18 protein-coding genes and 1 pseudogene are annotated in these 14903 nt (G+C 73.9%); 3 read left to right on the top strand and 16 right to left on the bottom strand.

Annotated elements, in window-relative coordinates:
• Position 1: 1 nt before the first annotated feature.
• Both OG2516_RS19450 and OG2516_RS04145 read left to right on the top strand, forming a co-directional pair.
• Positions 2-1081, top strand: a complete 1080-nt coding sequence (locus OG2516_RS19450) for a Rid family hydrolase (RefSeq protein WP_156799268.1) — start codon at positions 2-4, stop codon at positions 1079-1081.
• Between the two features lie 265 nt (positions 1082-1346).
• Positions 1347-1559 (top strand): hypothetical protein, encoded by a 213-nt coding sequence (locus tag OG2516_RS04145; RefSeq protein WP_007254367.1) that lies wholly within the window; start codon positions 1347-1349, stop codon positions 1557-1559.
• A 4-nt stretch (positions 1560-1563) separates the two neighbouring features.
• On the opposite strand, the gene OG2516_RS04150 is transcribed toward OG2516_RS04145, so the two are convergent.
• The 16 genes from OG2516_RS04150 to OG2516_RS04225 form a co-directional block, all read right to left on the bottom strand.
• Positions 1564-2013, bottom strand: coding sequence for a protein tyrosine phosphatase family protein (locus tag OG2516_RS04150; protein ID WP_007254368.1), 450 nt, complete (start codon positions 2011-2013; stop codon positions 1564-1566).
• A 110-nt stretch (positions 2014-2123) separates the two neighbouring features.
• Positions 2124-3191: a PLP-dependent cysteine synthase family protein gene (locus tag OG2516_RS04155; RefSeq protein ID WP_007254369.1), complete on the bottom strand. Its 1068-nt coding sequence runs from the start codon at positions 3189-3191 to the stop codon at positions 2124-2126.
• A gap of 54 nt (positions 3192-3245) precedes the next feature.
• Complete coding sequence (gene cysE, locus OG2516_RS04160) at positions 3246-4064, bottom strand: serine O-acetyltransferase (RefSeq protein WP_007254370.1); 819 nt, start codon at positions 4062-4064, stop codon at positions 3246-3248.
• A gap of 158 nt (positions 4065-4222) precedes the next feature.
• Positions 4223-4501, bottom strand: coding sequence for a DUF7742 family protein (locus OG2516_RS04165; RefSeq protein WP_007254371.1), 279 nt, complete (start codon positions 4499-4501; stop codon positions 4223-4225).
• A complete protein-coding gene (locus OG2516_RS04170) occupies positions 4501-8403 on the bottom strand; it encodes a baseplate multidomain protein megatron (protein ID WP_007254372.1) in 3903 nt (1300 codons plus the stop codon). Before OG2516_RS04170 ends, OG2516_RS04165 begins: the two co-directional genes overlap by 1 nt.
• A gap of 1 nt (position 8404) precedes the next feature.
• A complete protein-coding gene (locus OG2516_RS04175) occupies positions 8405-8833 on the bottom strand; it encodes an NlpC/P60 family protein (RefSeq protein WP_007254373.1) in 429 nt (142 codons plus the stop codon).
• Entirely contained in the window at positions 8830-9705 is an 876-nt protein-coding gene (locus OG2516_RS04180; RefSeq protein ID WP_007254374.1) for a DUF2163 domain-containing protein, read from the bottom strand. Before OG2516_RS04180 ends, OG2516_RS04175 begins: the two co-directional genes overlap by 4 nt.
• Positions 9702-10331 (bottom strand): DUF2460 domain-containing protein, encoded by a 630-nt coding sequence (locus tag OG2516_RS04185; protein ID WP_007254375.1) that lies wholly within the window; start codon positions 10329-10331, stop codon positions 9702-9704. The genes OG2516_RS04180 and OG2516_RS04185 overlap by 4 nt, the downstream gene beginning before the upstream one ends.
• A 17-nt stretch (positions 10332-10348) precedes the next feature.
• A complete protein-coding gene (locus OG2516_RS04190) occupies positions 10349-10921 on the bottom strand; it encodes a phage tail tape measure family protein (protein WP_007254376.1) in 573 nt (190 codons plus the stop codon).
• Positions 10918-11130 carry a rcc01693 family protein gene (locus OG2516_RS04195; RefSeq protein WP_007254377.1) on the bottom strand — a complete coding sequence of 71 codons (213 nt, stop codon included), beginning with the start codon at positions 11128-11130 and terminating at the stop codon, positions 10918-10920. Before OG2516_RS04195 ends, OG2516_RS04190 begins: the two co-directional genes overlap by 4 nt.
• A complete protein-coding gene (locus OG2516_RS04200; RefSeq protein WP_007254378.1) occupies positions 11127-11438 on the bottom strand; it encodes a gene transfer agent family protein in 312 nt (103 codons plus the stop codon). Before OG2516_RS04200 ends, OG2516_RS04195 begins: the two co-directional genes overlap by 4 nt.
• Position 11439: 1 nt before the next feature.
• Positions 11440-11850, bottom strand: coding sequence for a phage major tail protein, TP901-1 family (locus OG2516_RS04205; protein ID WP_007254379.1), 411 nt, complete (start codon positions 11848-11850; stop codon positions 11440-11442).
• Between the two features lie 29 nt (positions 11851-11879).
• Positions 11880-12287, bottom strand: coding sequence for a DUF3168 domain-containing protein (locus OG2516_RS04210; RefSeq protein ID WP_007254380.1), 408 nt, complete (start codon positions 12285-12287; stop codon positions 11880-11882).
• Positions 12284-12622, bottom strand: coding sequence for a head-tail adaptor protein (locus tag OG2516_RS04215; RefSeq protein ID WP_007254381.1), 339 nt, complete (start codon positions 12620-12622; stop codon positions 12284-12286). The genes OG2516_RS04210 and OG2516_RS04215 overlap by 4 nt, the downstream gene beginning before the upstream one ends.
• Positions 12619-13218 carry a head-tail connector protein gene (locus tag OG2516_RS04220; RefSeq protein ID WP_007254382.1) on the bottom strand — a complete coding sequence of 200 codons (600 nt, stop codon included), beginning with the start codon at positions 13216-13218 and terminating at the stop codon, positions 12619-12621. The genes OG2516_RS04215 and OG2516_RS04220 overlap by 4 nt, the downstream gene beginning before the upstream one ends.
• A gap of 121 nt (positions 13219-13339) precedes the next feature.
• Positions 13340-14491: a phage major capsid protein gene (locus OG2516_RS04225; protein ID WP_007254383.1), complete on the bottom strand. Its 1152-nt coding sequence runs from the start codon at positions 14489-14491 to the stop codon at positions 13340-13342.
• 37 nt (positions 14492-14528) lie between these two features.
• Between OG2516_RS04225 and OG2516_RS04230 the strand changes: the two are divergent.
• Positions 14529-14903 (top strand): annotated as a pseudogene (locus tag OG2516_RS04230) (phage terminase large subunit family protein); the annotation flags it as partial.

Consider the following 14903-nt stretch of genomic DNA (forward strand, 5'->3'; position numbering starts at 1 on the left):
CATGACAGCACGATTCCTTTCCGTTCTCGCGCTCACGGGCCTCGCCGCCGGACCGGCCTTCGCCCAGGAAGGCGACCCGGCGCAGTTCATCTCGACGGTGCCCGACGCGCAGGCCTTCGACGGCGACGGCTACACGTCGACCGACGGCGAAGTGCTCTACGACACCTTCTGCGCCGGCTGCCACATGCCCGACGGCGAGGGGGCCGTGGGCGCCGGCGCCTACCCGGCGCTGGCAAACAACCCCAACCTCGAGTTCGCCGCCTACCCGATCACCCTCATCGTCAACGGCCAGGGCGGGATGCCCGCGCTCGGCCACCTGCTGAGCGACGAGCAGGTGCTCGCGATCACCGACTTCATCCAGCAGGGCCTCGGCAACGGCTACGAGCCCGACGGCACCCTGCAGCTCGTCGCCGACTCGCGGCCCTACGAGGAGCCCGAGGTGCTGGCCGAGCACGAGATCGCCGAGGAGGACGACGAAGAGGGCGATCCCGAACCCGACCGCGAGGAGGCGGCCGAGGGCAACGCCGGCAACGAGGTCGACTCGCCCAACGAGATGGACGCCACCGCCGACGACGGCGAGGCGGACATGGACGACGCCTCCGGCGACGGCATGGACGGCGACGACGCCTCCGGCACGGAGACCGAGGACGAGGCCGGCCTGATCCGCCACCGCACCCCGGGCTCCGACTTCCCGATCCTGATGGCGGCCGAGATCCCCGCCGACGCCACGCTCGTCTACCTCAGCGGCACCGTCCCGCAGGTCGTCGACGAGGCCGCCGAGCAAGGCTCGCCCGAGCGCTTCGGCGACACCCGCGCCCAGACCGAGACCACGCTCGCCGCCATCGAGCAGAAGCTCGGCGCGCTGGGTCTCGACATGGGGGACGTGGTGAAGATGCAGGTCTACCTCGTTGCCCCCGAGGGCGCCGACGGCATGGATTTCCGCGGCTTCATGGAAGGCTACGTCCAGCATTTCGGCACCGACGCGCAGCCGGAGCTGCCCACCCGCTCCGTCTTCGAGGTCGCCGGCCTCGCCAACCCGTCGTGGCTGGTCGAGATCGAGGTCGTCGCGGTCCGTCCCTGACGCGCCGCCGGCCGGGCGCCCTACCCGGCCGGCCGCCGCCGCGCGCCCTCAGATCCGCCCGACGACGAGGTCCGGCACGATCCCCGGGCGCGTGATTGGCCTGCTCCACGTCCAGCTTCGCCTCGCCCGCCGCCGCGCCGGCAGCGCCGTCCGCCGGGCGCGGCCGCTGAAGATGATGCTCACGCGCCCGTGCCTTTCGCGCGATCCGCCCTAGCTGTTGTTCAGGGCGGCGCGGACGCCGCCCGCTGCCCGACAGGAGCCCGACTTGGCCAAGAGTACCTACACGCCCAACCGTTTCGAAGTTGCCTTCAGCCGTACCCACGAAGCCGCCACCGCCATCATCCGCGAAGACAGCGAGGCCCGCGACCGCAAGATCGCCCGCCTGCGCGAGGCCCGGCTCGAGAAGGAAGCCGCGGAGCGCGCCGCCGCCGCCCCTCCGGCCAAGCCGAAGCGGCGCGCGACGGCGAAGGCGCGCTGAGCGCTCAGGCCAGCTTGTCGTCGAGGTAGCGCGACACGAAGCCGCCGATCTGCTCGTTGGCAAGGTCCAGCCCGGCCTGCCGGCCGTGCGCGAGCGCCTCGTCGCCGCTCCAGCCGTTCTCGGCCCCCAGGGCCATCAGGGTCAGCGCGCCCGCGCGCTTGCCCGAGGCGCAATGGACCAGCACCGGGTCGGGCAGGCTGGCGAGGTGGCGGCGGAACTCGTCCACATGCGCGGCGTCGAGCCCGTCGGCGGCGGTCGGGTGGTGCAGGTAGGCGAGCCCGGCCTCGCGGGCGATGCGCTCCTCCTCGTCGGGGGCGATCTCCGGCTTCTCGGACGCCGTGCGCAGGTTGACGACGGCGCGGAAGCCGTCCTTCTGCGCCTGTGCCAGCGCGGCCTGGTCGGGGGCGAAGGTGGCGACGGTGAAGCGCGGGTCGAGCGTGACGACGTTATCCATGACGATCCTCATTGGGTACTGGCGGAGCGAACGCGGCTCCTGTCCCTTCCGAAACAGGCGCGGGGGCGGGATGTTCCCCGGCGGGCCGGGCTGAAGCCCGGCCCGCGGGGTCAGGCGAGCTGGTAGCCCGGTGTCGAGCGGGAAAGCGCCTGCTCCTCGCCGGTCATCTCCTCGGGGATCGCCTCGAACAGCGGCGTCGTCAGGTAGCGCTCGCCGGTGTCGGGCAGCATCACCAGCATCACCGACCCCTCCGGCGCCTCCCCGGCCGCCGCCACCGCCGCGGCGAGCGTGGCGCCCGCCGAGATGCCGACGAAGATGCCCTCCTCGCGCGCCAGCCGCTGCGCCCACGTCATGCCGTCGGCACCGGTGACGGGGATCAGCGCGTCGTGATCGCCCCGGTCCAGCGCCTCCTGCAGCACGGCGGGGATGAAGTCGGGCGTCCAGCCCTGGATCGGGTGCGGCTCCCAGGCCGGGTGGCCGCTCGCGGGCGAGCCGCCCTCCCCGCGCGCCTGCGCCGTGCCCGACCCGACGAGCGCCGCGTTGGCGGGCTCGGTGAGCACGATCTTCACGTCGGGCCGCTCGGCCTTCAGCACCTTCGCGACGCCGTTGAACGTCCCGCCGGTGCCGTAGCCGGTGACGAAGTAGTTGAGCCGCTGGCCGTCGAAATCGGCGAGGATCTCGCGCGCGGTGGTGTTGGCGTGGATCAGCGCGTTGGCCGGGGTCTCGAACTGGCGGGCCATGAACCAGCCGTTGGCCTCGGCGAGCTCCACGGCCTTCTTGTACATCCCCACCGCCTTGTCGGCGCGCGGCGTCAGCACCACCTTCGCGCCCAGGAAGCGCATCAGCTTGCGCCGCTCGATGGAGAAGCTGTCGGCCATCGTCACCACCAGCGGATGCCCCGTCGCCGCGCAGGCCATGGCGAGGCCGATGCCGGTGTTGCCCGAGGTGGCCTCGACGACCGTCTGCCCCGGCGCCAGCGCGCCCGAGGCCTCGGCCTCCTCGATGATGCTCACCGCCAGCCGGTCCTTGACCGAGCCGGCCGGGTTGAAGGCCTCGACCTTGACGTAGATCGTGACGTGCTCCGGCGCGATCCGGTTGAGGCGGATCACCGGCGTGTCGCCGATCGTGTCGGTGACGGACTCGTACAGGCGGCCGCGGCCGCTCGTGGTGCGTGACATGGCAGACATCCTCCCGGCCGTCAGGATACCTGACGCAGCGTCAGCAGGAAAGCGTCAGGGGCCGACGGAGCCCGAGCGGATCAGGTGATCCATCGACAGCGACGGCTGATCGCACCCCGCCTCGCCGACGATGCGCGCCGGCACCCCGGCGACGGTCTTGCAGGGCGGCACCTCGTGCAGCACCACCGAGCCGGCCGCGATGCGCGAGCAATGGCCGATGCGGATGTTGCCCAGCACCTTCGCCCCCGCCCCGATCAGCACGCCGTCCTCGATCTTGGGGTGGCGGTCGTCGTCTTCCTTGCCGGTGCCGCCGAGCGTCACCGAATGCAGCATCGAGACATTGTCGCCCACCACCGCCGTCTCGCCGATGACGATGGAATGGGCGTGGTCGATCATGATCCCGCGCCCGACCAGGGCGTTGGGGTGGATGTCGACGCCGAAGATCTCGCTCACCCGCATCTGGATGAAATAGGCGATGTCCTTGCGCCCCTGCTCCCAGAGCCAGTGGCCGAGCCGGTAGGCCTGGATCGCCTGGTAGCCCTTGAAGTACAGGAGCGGCTGCATGAACCGGTGGCAGGCCGGGTCGCGCTCGAACACCGCCGTCAGGTCGGCCCGGGCGGCGGCGGTCAGGTCGGGGGCGCGGGCATAGGCGTCGTCGGCGATCTCGCGCAGGATCTGCTCCGACATCTCCGCCGAGGCGAGCTTGAGCGCGACCCGGTAGGCGAGCGCGTTCTCGAAGGTCTGGTGGTGCAGGATCGTGGCATGGACCAGCCCGCCCATCAGCGGCTCGGCGTCGATGGCGGCGGTGGCCTCCTGGCGGATGCGCTGCCAGACCGGGTCGAGCTCGGTCGGTTTGGGATGCGGTGCTGCCATGCGCCTGGTCTCCTGTGCTGGCCCTGCCTAACCGAGATAGCCGGCGCAGGGGAAGAGAAAAGCCGCGAGGGCGGCGATGCCGGGCGCCGATCGGGGCGGCGCGCGGGCGGCGGCGGCGGGCCGTGCATATTTCTGGCCAGATGAAGCCGGGGCGGGCGCTACGGCAGGGACCGGCACGCCTCGATCAGCAGGGCGAGACAGGCGCGGTAGGCGCGGTCGCAATGGCCCGGCAGCGGCGCGAGGGGGCCGGTCATGGCGGCCGAGGCGAGGCTGCCGGTGCCGTGGCGCGGGTGCGCCTTGCCGGTCACGGCGCGGTGGCGCTCGGCGGCGCGGGCCGCGGCGACGAGGCGGCGCGCCAGCGGCGGGCGCCGCGCCGGGGGCACCGCCAGCAGCGCGCGCACGCCCGTGTCGAGATCGCCCGGCAGCAACGGGCGCATCACAGCGCCACCTCCAGCGAGCGGAACGGGCCGGGCCCGTAGCGCTCCGACAGCTGCGCCACCGCCATCTCGAGCGCCGCCGCCCCGGCGAGGCCGTCGGCGGCGCGGGTGGCGGCGTCGTAGCTCCAGGCCGGCGCGTCGACCTCCGCCTCGCGCCGCAGGACGCCCGCCTCGCTCACCCGCACGAGGTAGCGCTCATCGGCCTCGCCGAGCGGCACCTCGCGGCCCTCCCAGCCGTCGCCGTCGATCCGCGTGCGCCGCACCCACGACAGCGCCACGTCGCCGCCGCTGACCGCCGCCGCGAGATGCGCCACCGGGTAGGGGCGCAGGCCGTTGCCCGCGAAGGCGTGGGCGGCGGCGCGGAGGCTGTCGTGGTCGAGCGGGCGGTCGGCGGGGCCCCAGCGCCAGTGCTGCAGCGTCCCCCGGCTCGCCGCCGGCAGGTCGAGCAGCGCGACTCGGGTGTCGAGCAGGACCAGCGTGCTGTCGGCGGGCCAGTGCGCCGGCATCAGCCCGTCGCTGCCCGCCTGCCCGCGCAGCCGCAGCGCGAGGTCGTAAGTCAGGGGCGCCACGAGCTCGGCCCGCGCGAACTGGAACAGCTCCCAATTGCCCGGCGTGCCGTCGCCGATCGCCGCGACGTTGGCCCCCGCGAGCAGCGCGTCGGGGCCGGCCGACGCCAGCTCGCCGCGCACCAACGCCACCCGCAGCGCCGGGCCGCGGTCCCACGTGCCGGGGCGCGCGGCGGGCAGCGGCGTCAGGGTGCGCCCGACGGTGGCGGGGCGCGCCAGCAGGCGGTCGAGGGCGAAGTCGGCGCCCGTCGCCGAGCGGTAGAGCGCCACCTCGCCCGGCCAGTCCCGCGCCGTCGCCGCCACGCGGGGCGCGTGCGCCGGCTCGTCGCCGGTGATCAGCGGCAAGTCGAGGAACAGCGCCTCCACCGGCCCCGGCACCTGCGGCGCGGGCAACGCGGCGAGCGCCGCGCCGGGATCGCGCGGGCGGTAGATCTCGGGCTCGATGCGCACCGCCTCGACGGCGCGCGCCAGCCCCTCCTCGACCCGGTCGACGCGCCAGTCGGCCCCCTCGAGCCGCACCACGTCGCCCGGCCCGACCTCCCGCGAGGGCGGCAGCGCGAAGCGCGCCTCGTCGCGCGCCACGCGGGCCTCGGCGAGCCAGCGCTCGGCCACGAGCTGCCCCTCGCCGCGCGTCAGGCTCAGCGCCAGCTCGCTCGCGGCGACGGCGCGGCTGGAGTCGCCCGGGTGCAGCGCGCTGGCGGCGGCGCTGCGGTAGCTGCCGCCGCTCTCGATGAAGCCGAGCCGCACCGTCCCCGCCAGTTCCGCCTCGCCGGCGCGGGTCCGCTCGAGCGTCGCCTCCCGGCCCTCGCCCGCCACCAGCCGCTCCGCCTCGAGCGCCACCGCCCCGCGCCCCGAGCGCGAGCGGAACACGAGCCGCCCGTCGCGCTCGAAGGCGTCGAAGCCGTAGGCCAGCATCAGCGGCTGCAGCGCCGCCCGGATCGGCGCGACCTCGGCGAGGCTGTAGCCGCGCACGAGGCCGTGGACGCCCGACGTGTCCACCTCCGACATCCCCGCCTCGCGGCAGAGCGCCTCGACCACCTGCGCCAGCGGCCGGGCGGCGGTGCGCCCGGTGATCCAGTGGCCGAACTCGTGGTTCGGCCCGTCCGACCAGACGTCGAGCCGGCCGGGAAACGCCGGGTAGGGCCGCGCGTCCCAGGCCCAGACATGGGCGCGGTCCATGTCGAGCATCCGCTGCCCGGTGAAGCGCGAGACGGGGTTGTTGGCCGGGTCGGACCAATGGCCGAGGGTGGCGCGCAGGTACTGCATCTGCATGAACTCGTCGCGGTAACCGGCCGAGAAGTATGGAATGGCCGATTCCGAGCTCTTCGGGTCGAGGAACTTGTTGGGCTGGTTGGCGCCCTTGTCGATGGCCGCGCAGCCGAACTCGGTGAACCAGATCGGCTTGCTGCCCGGCTCCCACGCGGTGGGCTCGGCCGCCGGGGCGCCGTCGACGCGGTCGTGGTGGTAGTTGTCCCACCAGCCGACGAGGTCCTTGTAGCGCCAGACCCAGGGCGTGCCGAAGCCGTCGGTGATCGGCGTGCGCACCTGCGCGTCGCGGTCCTCGGGGCTGGCGTAGTAAAAGTCGTACCCCTCGCCGCCGGCGACGTTGGACATCAGGTAGCCGAGGTCGTGGATCGTCCCCCAGCCGGCATCGGCGTGGGTGTCGCCATCGCGCCAGTCGGCGAGCGGCATGTAGTTGTCGATGCCGACGAAGTCGATGTCCGGATCGGCCCAGAGCGGATCGAGGTGGAAGTATTTGTCCGCCGTGCCAGCAGGTTGGTAGCCGTGATACTCGCTCCAGTCGGCGGCGTAGCCGAGCTTGCAGGCGGGGCCGAGGATGGCGCGGACCTCGCCGGCGAGGGTGCGCAGGGCATCGACGGCCGGGAAACCCGACGCGCCGCGGATCTGGGTCAGGGCGCGCATCTCGGAGCCGATGCAGAAGGCGTCGACCCCGCCCGCGACGGCGCAGAGGTGGGCGTAGTGCAGGATGAAGCGGCGATAGGACCACTCGGCCGGGCCGCCATAGGCGACGCCGCCGGATTGCGGCGTGAAATCCGCCGGTTGCGCGGCGCCCATGAAGCTCGCCACCTCGGCCTCGGCCGCCGCGCTGCCGTCGGGCGAGCCGTCGGTGCCGGGGGCGGCGGAGAGGGTGATGCGCCCGCGCCAGGGCAGCGCGGGCTGGCCGGTCGCGCCGCTCCAGGGATCGGGTAGCGTGTTGTCGGCGAGCTGGTCCATCAGGATGAATGGATAGAAAACAACAGCTTTGCCCGCGCTCTTCATGTGCCGGATCGCCTGGACCACCGACTGGTCGGTCGGCGTGCCGCCGTAGACGGGCCCGCCATCGACCTGCGCCACCCGCGCCGCGTCGGCGCGGTCGGTGCCGCTGACCTGCCAGGGCATCGAGGCGTCGGTGCCGTGGTGCTCGACCTTGGGCTGCAGCGTGCAGGCGCCGCACCGCAGGTCGTCGCCGAACCACGACACGACGAGCGAGACCGAGCCGCAGTCCGGCAGCTCCTGCTCGAGCGCGTCGAAAGCGGCGACGAAGTCGGGGCGGCCGTCGGCGCTGTTGACGTTGACGAGCCGGGTCGCGCCGTAGCCCTCCTCGACGCTTACCGTCTCGGTGGCGAGCGTGTATTCGCCCGAGCCCGGCATCAGCGCCACGCCGCGGACCGCGCGGGCCATGTCGGGCGGCACCAAACCGTCGGCCTCGTCGGGCCCGGCGGGGCGCGAGACCTCGAACGAGAACGAGGGCACCCGGTTGCCGAACTGGCCGAGCGGCAGGTCCTCGAACAGGACGTAGGCGACGCCGCGGTAGGCCGGCGCCTGCCCCGCGCCCTCGACGGCCTCGATCTTCGGGTCGGGCAGCTGGTCGTCGGTGCCCTTGTAGACGCGCATGTTGAGCCGATGCGCGGGCACCTCGCGTCCGTCGGCCCACACCCGGCCGATGCGGGTCACGACGCCCTCGCAGACGGCGACGGCGAGGCTGACGCTGTAGCTGAGATCGGTGCGCGCCGGCTGGGCCGGAGCGCCCTTGCCGCCGCCGCCGCCGCTGCCCTGCTCGAGGAAGTCGCTCGCCCAGATCACCTGCCCGGCGACGCGCGCCTGCCCGTAGACCCGCCCGATCGGCGCGCCCTCGCTGGCGCCGGTGAGGCGGAAGCGGTCGACGCGGCCCGTCTCGACCGGCTCGCTGCCCTGCCCGAACAGGCGCGCGTCGATCAGCCGGCCGAGCCCGGCCCCGGCCGCGCGACCGATCTCGGCGCTGGAGAGGCCGAGGACCGAGCCGCCGAGGGAGGTGCCGGCGGCGAGACCGGCGGCGCCGAGGATAAGGGTGGCCATGTCAGCGGCTCCTTTGCGGGAATGCGAAACGGGCGACGAGGCGGCGCTGCCACGGGCCGGAGAGCGGGCTCTCGACGACGCCGTGGCGGGCGTAGGCGTGGACGAAGCGCGGCACCGGCGCGAGGTCGGTGGCGATGCCGAGATGCTGGGCGGCGCCGCCCTCGCGCAGGCGGAACAGCAGCACGTCGCCCGGCGCGGGAGTGTCGGCGGGGGCGAGGTGGCGGCGCGCGGCGGCGAGCAGCCGCCCGCTGCCGCCGGCCTCGGCCCAGTCGGGCGCGTAGGCGGGAATGGGCGCGGGCTCGCCGCCGTGGAGCTCGCGCCAGATGCCCCGCACCAGGCCGAGGCAGTCACAGCCCACGCCTTCGCACGAGGCCTGATGGCGGTAGGGCGTCCCGGTCCAGCGACGGGCGATGACGACGACCGCGCTCACCGCGCGCCCCCGTCGTTGTCGCCGTCGCGGCGCGGGACGGCGGCGAGCCAGTCCTCACCCGGTATGTGAGGAAAGCCACGGAAGTTCATGAAGTTGTGAAACTTCTCCCGGCACGTCCCCGCCGCCTTGTCGCATCCCGGCAGCAGGCGCAGCGCGTCGCCCGCCACGACGGGCGCGCGGATCGGCTCCCACAGGACGAGCACCCGCTCGCCGGCCTCGATCCGGTCGTGCTTGACGATGCCGGCCAGCCCCGCCGCCGCGCCCGACGTCACCTCGAGCCGCCCGCCCTCGTACCAGCCTTCGGCCCGGCCCGTGTCGGCGCAGCGCAGCACGCGGCCGTCGGCGACCGCGCCCGCCACGGCGGTCTCCGCCAGCGCTTCCAGGTCGACGCCGCAGGCCGCGTCGCCGAGCAGCGCGTCGCAGCGTGGCCCGTAGGCGCGGCCGACCGGCGCGTTGAGCGCGTCAGTCAGCCCGCGCAGCTCGGCGACGAACGCCCCGCCGCCCCGGCGCAGCTCGCCGATATGGCCGCGAAAGCGCACGCGCCGCTCCTCGGGCGCGCGCCAGTTCACCAGCCACGCCTCGACCTCCGCCCCGTCGTAGCTCCCTGCCTCGATGTCGGCGGCGCTGACGGCGGCGGCGCTGACGGCGTCGTCGCTGAGGATGCCGAGCGCCTCGGAATTGTCGACCGCGAGCCCGGTGCTGCGCACGCTCTCGCGGGCGCTGAGGCCGGTGTCGGCGCGGAAGGTCAGGCCGTCGAAGACAAGGTCGCGGTCGTGGTCGGTGAAGCCGAGCGCGACGCCGTCGCGGCGGGTGACGCGCCAGCAGCGGCAGACGCTGGTGATCCCGGTGGCGAGGTGGTCGGCGAGGCTCACGGGCGCACCTCCACCACCGGCAGGTCGGGCACCTCGCCGGCGTTGAAGCTGGCGAGCGAGGTCTCGATCCGGTCGGTGTCGAAGCGGACCGGCACGTCGAACTCGAACCCCGCCGTCACCTCGCCGCCCACGTCGGGCGGGTGGGTGAAGGTGACGAGGCCGGTGGCGGTATCGACGCTCCACTCGACCCCTTCCGTCACCGGGCTGCCGCCGACGGCGACCTGCACCGTCCCCGCGACCGGCCGGGTGATCGGGCGGGCGTAGGTGTCGCCGCCGGTGCCGTAGTGCTTGACGAGCTGGAAGGTCGCGGTGGTCTCGTCGCCCAGCCCGAGGAGCTGGTCCGTCGGCGCGGGGCTGGCGGAGGGGCGGCACGACTTGAAGTCGCTCCAGTCCTTCCAGCGGAAGGCGTGAAGCTGGCCGGCGCGCGCCTCGAAGAAGGCGATGACCGTCTCGAGGTCGTCGAGCGAGCGCAGGCCGAGGCCGGCGTCGAAGCGGCGGCGCGAGTGGGCCCAGGGCGTGTTGCGCTCCTCGGCGCCGTTGGCGAGGGTGACGATCTCGGTGCGCCGTTCGGGGCCGCCACGGGCGCCGAAGCTGAGCGAGACGGGAAAGCGGACGTCGTGGAACATGGGGCGGCCTCTCTGTGTCAGCGGTTGCGCTGCCCGGCGGCGAGCGCCCGGCCGAGCCGGGCCGCGATCTGGCCACGGCTCTGCTCGAAGCCGCGCACGTCGGGCGTGGCGATGTTCATCGTGACGTGGACGCCCTGCCCCGCGCCGCCGCCGTCCGTGGCCGGCGCCGGAGGCGCGGCGGCGGGCGGCGCGGCGAGGCCCTCGGCGAAGGGCGCAACGCTCCGGGCGAGGCCGCCGGGGCGGGGCAGCATCGCGCCGACGGCGGCGTTGATGCCGCTCGAGAGCAGCCCGCCGGCATGGTCCGTGACCGGGCGCATGGCGGCGGAATAGGCGGTGTCGGCCATCGACAGCGCCAGCGTGCGGAACGTGTCGGACAGCCGCGCGCCGTCGAACAGCAGCCCGTCCACCGCGCGCCGCAGCCCGCCCGAGAAGCCGCGCGAGAGCCGCCCGAGATCGCGGGCGCTGCGGCCCATCTCGCCCTGCAGCCGCGCCAGCTCGGCCGAGAAGGCCGCGCCCGCCGCGCGGGTCTCGCCGAGGCGGTCGCCCAGCGTCTCCATCTCCTCGTCGAGGTCGTCCAGTCGGTCAGTCATCGGATTTCTCCTCCACCGTCGGGAAAGGCCGCCGCGAGCTCCTCGAGCCGCGCGCGCGCCATCGGGGCGCCGCCCCCCGTCAGGCCGAGCCGCACCAGTAGCTCGGCCGGAGTCAGCGCCCAGAACTCTGCCGGCGACAGCCCGAGCCCGCCGATCCCGGCGCGCATCAGGCCCCGCCAGTCCAGGCCGCCGCTCACAGGGCTGCTCATGGCGCCGCGAAGGCGCGCGCCAGCAGCTCCGCCGCCGCCTTCGCCGCCGCCATCGGCCCGCCCTCGATCTCGGCGGCGAGCAGGTCGTCCTCCACCACCGGCAGCCCGCCGCCGCGCAGCCCCGCCACGATCAGCGCCAGCACGTCGCGGCTCGACACGTCGCCGCCCTCGAACCGCTCGGCGAGCGCGACGAGCGAGCCCGCCCCGAGCCGCGCCTCCAGCTCGGCCAGCGCGCCGAGCGTGAGCTTCATCACCAGCCGTTCGCCGTCGACGACGATCTCGACCTCGCCTGCATGGGGATTGGCCATGTCAGTGCGCCACGAAGCCAAGCACGCCCGCCGAGGCCAGCGACAGCTCGAACGTCGCCTCGCCGTCGTAGGTGCCGGCATACTCGAGCCCGGTGACGAGGAACGGCCCCTCGACGGTGCCGAAATCGGGGATCACCACCTGGAAGTCGGGCGTCTGCCCATCGAAGAAGATCTGGCGCACGCGCTCGTCGGTGTCGGCGTCGCGGAAGACGCCCGAGCCGGAGATCGACGCGCTGCGCACCCCCGCGCCGCCGAGCAGCTCGCGCCAGCCGCCGCTGTCGAGGCTGGTGACGTCGAGGGTCTCGGCGTTGAAGCTGAGCCGGCTGGCGCGCAGGCCCGCCGCCGTCTCGAATTGGCCGTCGCCGGTCATGTCGATCTTGACCAGCAGGTCCTTGCCGTTCTGGGCCACCATGGGTCGGTCCTCTTCGCTTGTGTTCAGGTTCAGTCCTCGACCCGCGCGCGGAAGCGCAGGTCGATCCGCCGCGTGTCGCCGGTGCCGGCGCGCGCCGCCCTGGCCTTGTGGAAGGCGAGCCAGACGAGGCGGCCGCGCGCGAGCAGCAGGTCGGCGCCCGCGAGCGCGTCGGAGATCGCCGCCGCCGCCGCCTTGGCCGCCGCGAAGCCCGCCTGGTGCGAGACGACCGAGACGGTGAACTCGTGCAGCGCGCCGGTGGCGGTGACGTCGGAGCGGTCCTCCGCCTGCTCGGGGCCGAGCGTGACGTAGAGCGGCGGCAGGCTGCCCGGGGGCAGCGCGTCGTAGATCGCGGTGCCGACCTCGGCGGCGAGCGCCGCGTCGGTGGCGAGCGCCTGGAACACGGCCGCCTGCAGCGCGCCGGAGACGCCGTAGCTCATGGCGCGACCTCCTCTTCGGCGAAGCAGGTCAGGAATCGCCCGTCCGGGTCGGTCTCCGTCACCGCCTTGATCGCGAACAGCCGGGCCTCGTCGCGGAAGCGCTGGCCCGGCTCGGGGCGCGCCTCGGCGCCGAACGGCGCGGCGCGCACGGTGATGCGGTAGCGCGTCGTCGACAGCGGCGTCTCCGCCCCGCGCCGGGCGCGGCCGGTGCGGCCCTCGAGCTCGGCCCACAGGATGCCGATCCCGGCCCAGGTGGTGGCATAGCCGCCCGCGCCGTCGGGCACTCGGATCGCCTTCTCGAGCACCAGCTGGCGGTTCAGTCGCGGAAAGCTCATGCGCGGCCTCCCCCGGTCAGCCGCACCGACCGGTAGCGCTCGAGCAGCGCGTTGACGCTGTAGGGCAGCCCGCGTGCGCCGGGGGCGGAGTCGTGGCGGTACTCGTAGTAGTGCGCCGCGAGCAGCCGCACGGCCTGGGCGAGATCGGCGGGCAGGTCGGTCCAGTCCGGCCCGAAGCCGGCGAGGAAGCCGAGCCGCGCGAAGCCGCCGGCCGGGATCGCGGGCAGGTGCGCCCCGGCGGCGCGGATCGAGGGGCGGGCCATGTCGTGCTCGAAGTGCCAGGCGTCGTTCGGCAGCGCGGTCTGCCCGCCGGCGGCGTCGACGAGGGTGATCCCGGAGATCGCGCTGATCGGGGCCACCGGCAGCACCTGCCGGTCGCGCTCGCGCCAGAAGGTCAGCGTCCAGGTGAACTCGCGCTCGATCAGGATCTTGCCGGTACGCGCCTCGATCGCCGCCATCGCGGCGCGCAGGTAGCTCTCGAGCACGCCGTCCTGCAGCGCGTCGCCGGAGAAGCCGGTCCCGAGCCGCAGGTGCTCCTTGAAGTCGGCGACCGGCAGCGCGCCCTGGGGCACGGTGGTCTCTTCGATCAGCATCATGGGTTCTATCCTGTCTGTCCTGTCGTGGCGCCGGGCCCGCCGCGCCCACCCCAAGCGCCGACGCGCCCGGCCCCCGGTGCCGCCCGGCCGGCGGGCGGCACCGTTCCTCTTCCGCGAACGGTCAGCTCACGGAGAACTTCAGAAGCTTGATCGCCGCGTAGTCGCTGACCCCGCCGCCGACGCGCTTGGTGGCGTAGAACAGCACGTGGGGCTTGGCGGAGAACGGATCGCGCAGGACGCGCAGGTCGGGGCGCTCGGCGACGGTGTAGCCGGCCGAGAAATCGCCGAAGGCGATGGCGGTGGTGCCGGAGGCGATGTCGGGCATGTCCTCGGCGATCAGCACCTTGTAGCCCAGCAGCCGCGCCGGCTCGCCGTTGACGAAGCCGTCCGACCACAGGAACCGCCCGTCGCTGTCCTTGAGCTTGCGCACCTCGGAGGCGGTGCGCGAGTTCATCACGAAGCTGCCCCCGGCGCGGTACTCGGCGGAGACGGCGTAGACGAGGTTGATCATCGCGTTGCCGGAATCGTTGGTCGAGAAGGCGCCGTCGGACCCGGTCGGGATGGTGCCGATGCTGCCCCAGCTCCAGCTGGCATTGTCGATCTGCGGGTAGGTGAGGAAGCCCTTCGGCTTGTCGGTGCCGTCGCCGGTGACGAAGGCCTCGGCCTCGGCGCGGGCGAACTTGGCGGCGATGCGCTCGGCGAGCCAGCCCTCGACGTCGAAGGCGCTGTCGTCGAGCAGGCGCTGGCTGGCCTTCGGCATCGCGTTGAGCTCGTAGAGCGGGATCGAGATCCGGTCGAGCGCCGGGGTCGCCGTCTCGCCGACGCTGCCGCTCTCGCTGCCCCAGCCGGCGCCGGCCTCGCTGTGGTCGATGAGCACGTCGTAGCTGGTGGCGTTGACCTGCACGACCGAGGCGACGGCGCGCAGCGAGGCGGTGGTGGAGAGCACGCTGGCCACGGTCTCGGAGGTCTGCGGATCGACCAGATAGCCGCCGTCGCCGGCGACGGTGGAGATCGCCTTGCCCTCGAGCTCGAGGCCGCGCAGCGCGTCGTCGTCGCCCGAGCGCAGGTAGGCTTCGAAGGCCTTGGCGTGGGGCGCGGGGCCCTCGGCGGCGGCCGAGAGAGCGGGCCGCGCGGCGGCGCTGAGGGACTTGCGGTCGATCTGGGTCATGCGGGTTTCCTGCTCTTGAAGTCTTGTGTGAATGTCGTCTCGGAAGGTGCCGAGATCGCTGGAGAAGTCGCGGATCGCCTGGGTGAGGTCGTCGGTGTCGCTCATGTCGGGGTCTCTCTCGGTGGTGGGCTGTGGGGGGTCAGACCTCCACCGGGTCGTCGTCGCCGTCGATCCCTCGGCGGGGGGCGGCGATGTCTGCGGCATCGTCGTCGCCGGCGCCTGCTACGACGGCGGGGCGGACAATTGGCGGGCCTGGGTGCTCGAGGATGCCTCCGTCGCCGGCAGTTCGACCACCTGGGCGCGCGCCGCCATCGCCGCCTATGAGCGGCACCAAGCCGACCGCATCGTGGCGGAGGTCAACCAGGGCGGCGACATGGTGGCCGCGATGCTGCGCCAGGTCGCGCCGACGGTGCCCTACAAGGGCGTGCGCGCGATGCGGGGCAAGGCGGCGCGCGCCGAGCCGGTGGCGGCGCTCTACGAGCAGGGCCGGGTGCGCCACGTGCGCGGCCTCGGCGCG

The sequence above is a fragment of the Oceanicola granulosus HTCC2516 genome, from assembly GCF_000153305.1.
GTDB classification, from domain to species: Bacteria; Pseudomonadota; Alphaproteobacteria; order Rhodobacterales; family Rhodobacteraceae; genus Oceanicola; species Oceanicola granulosus.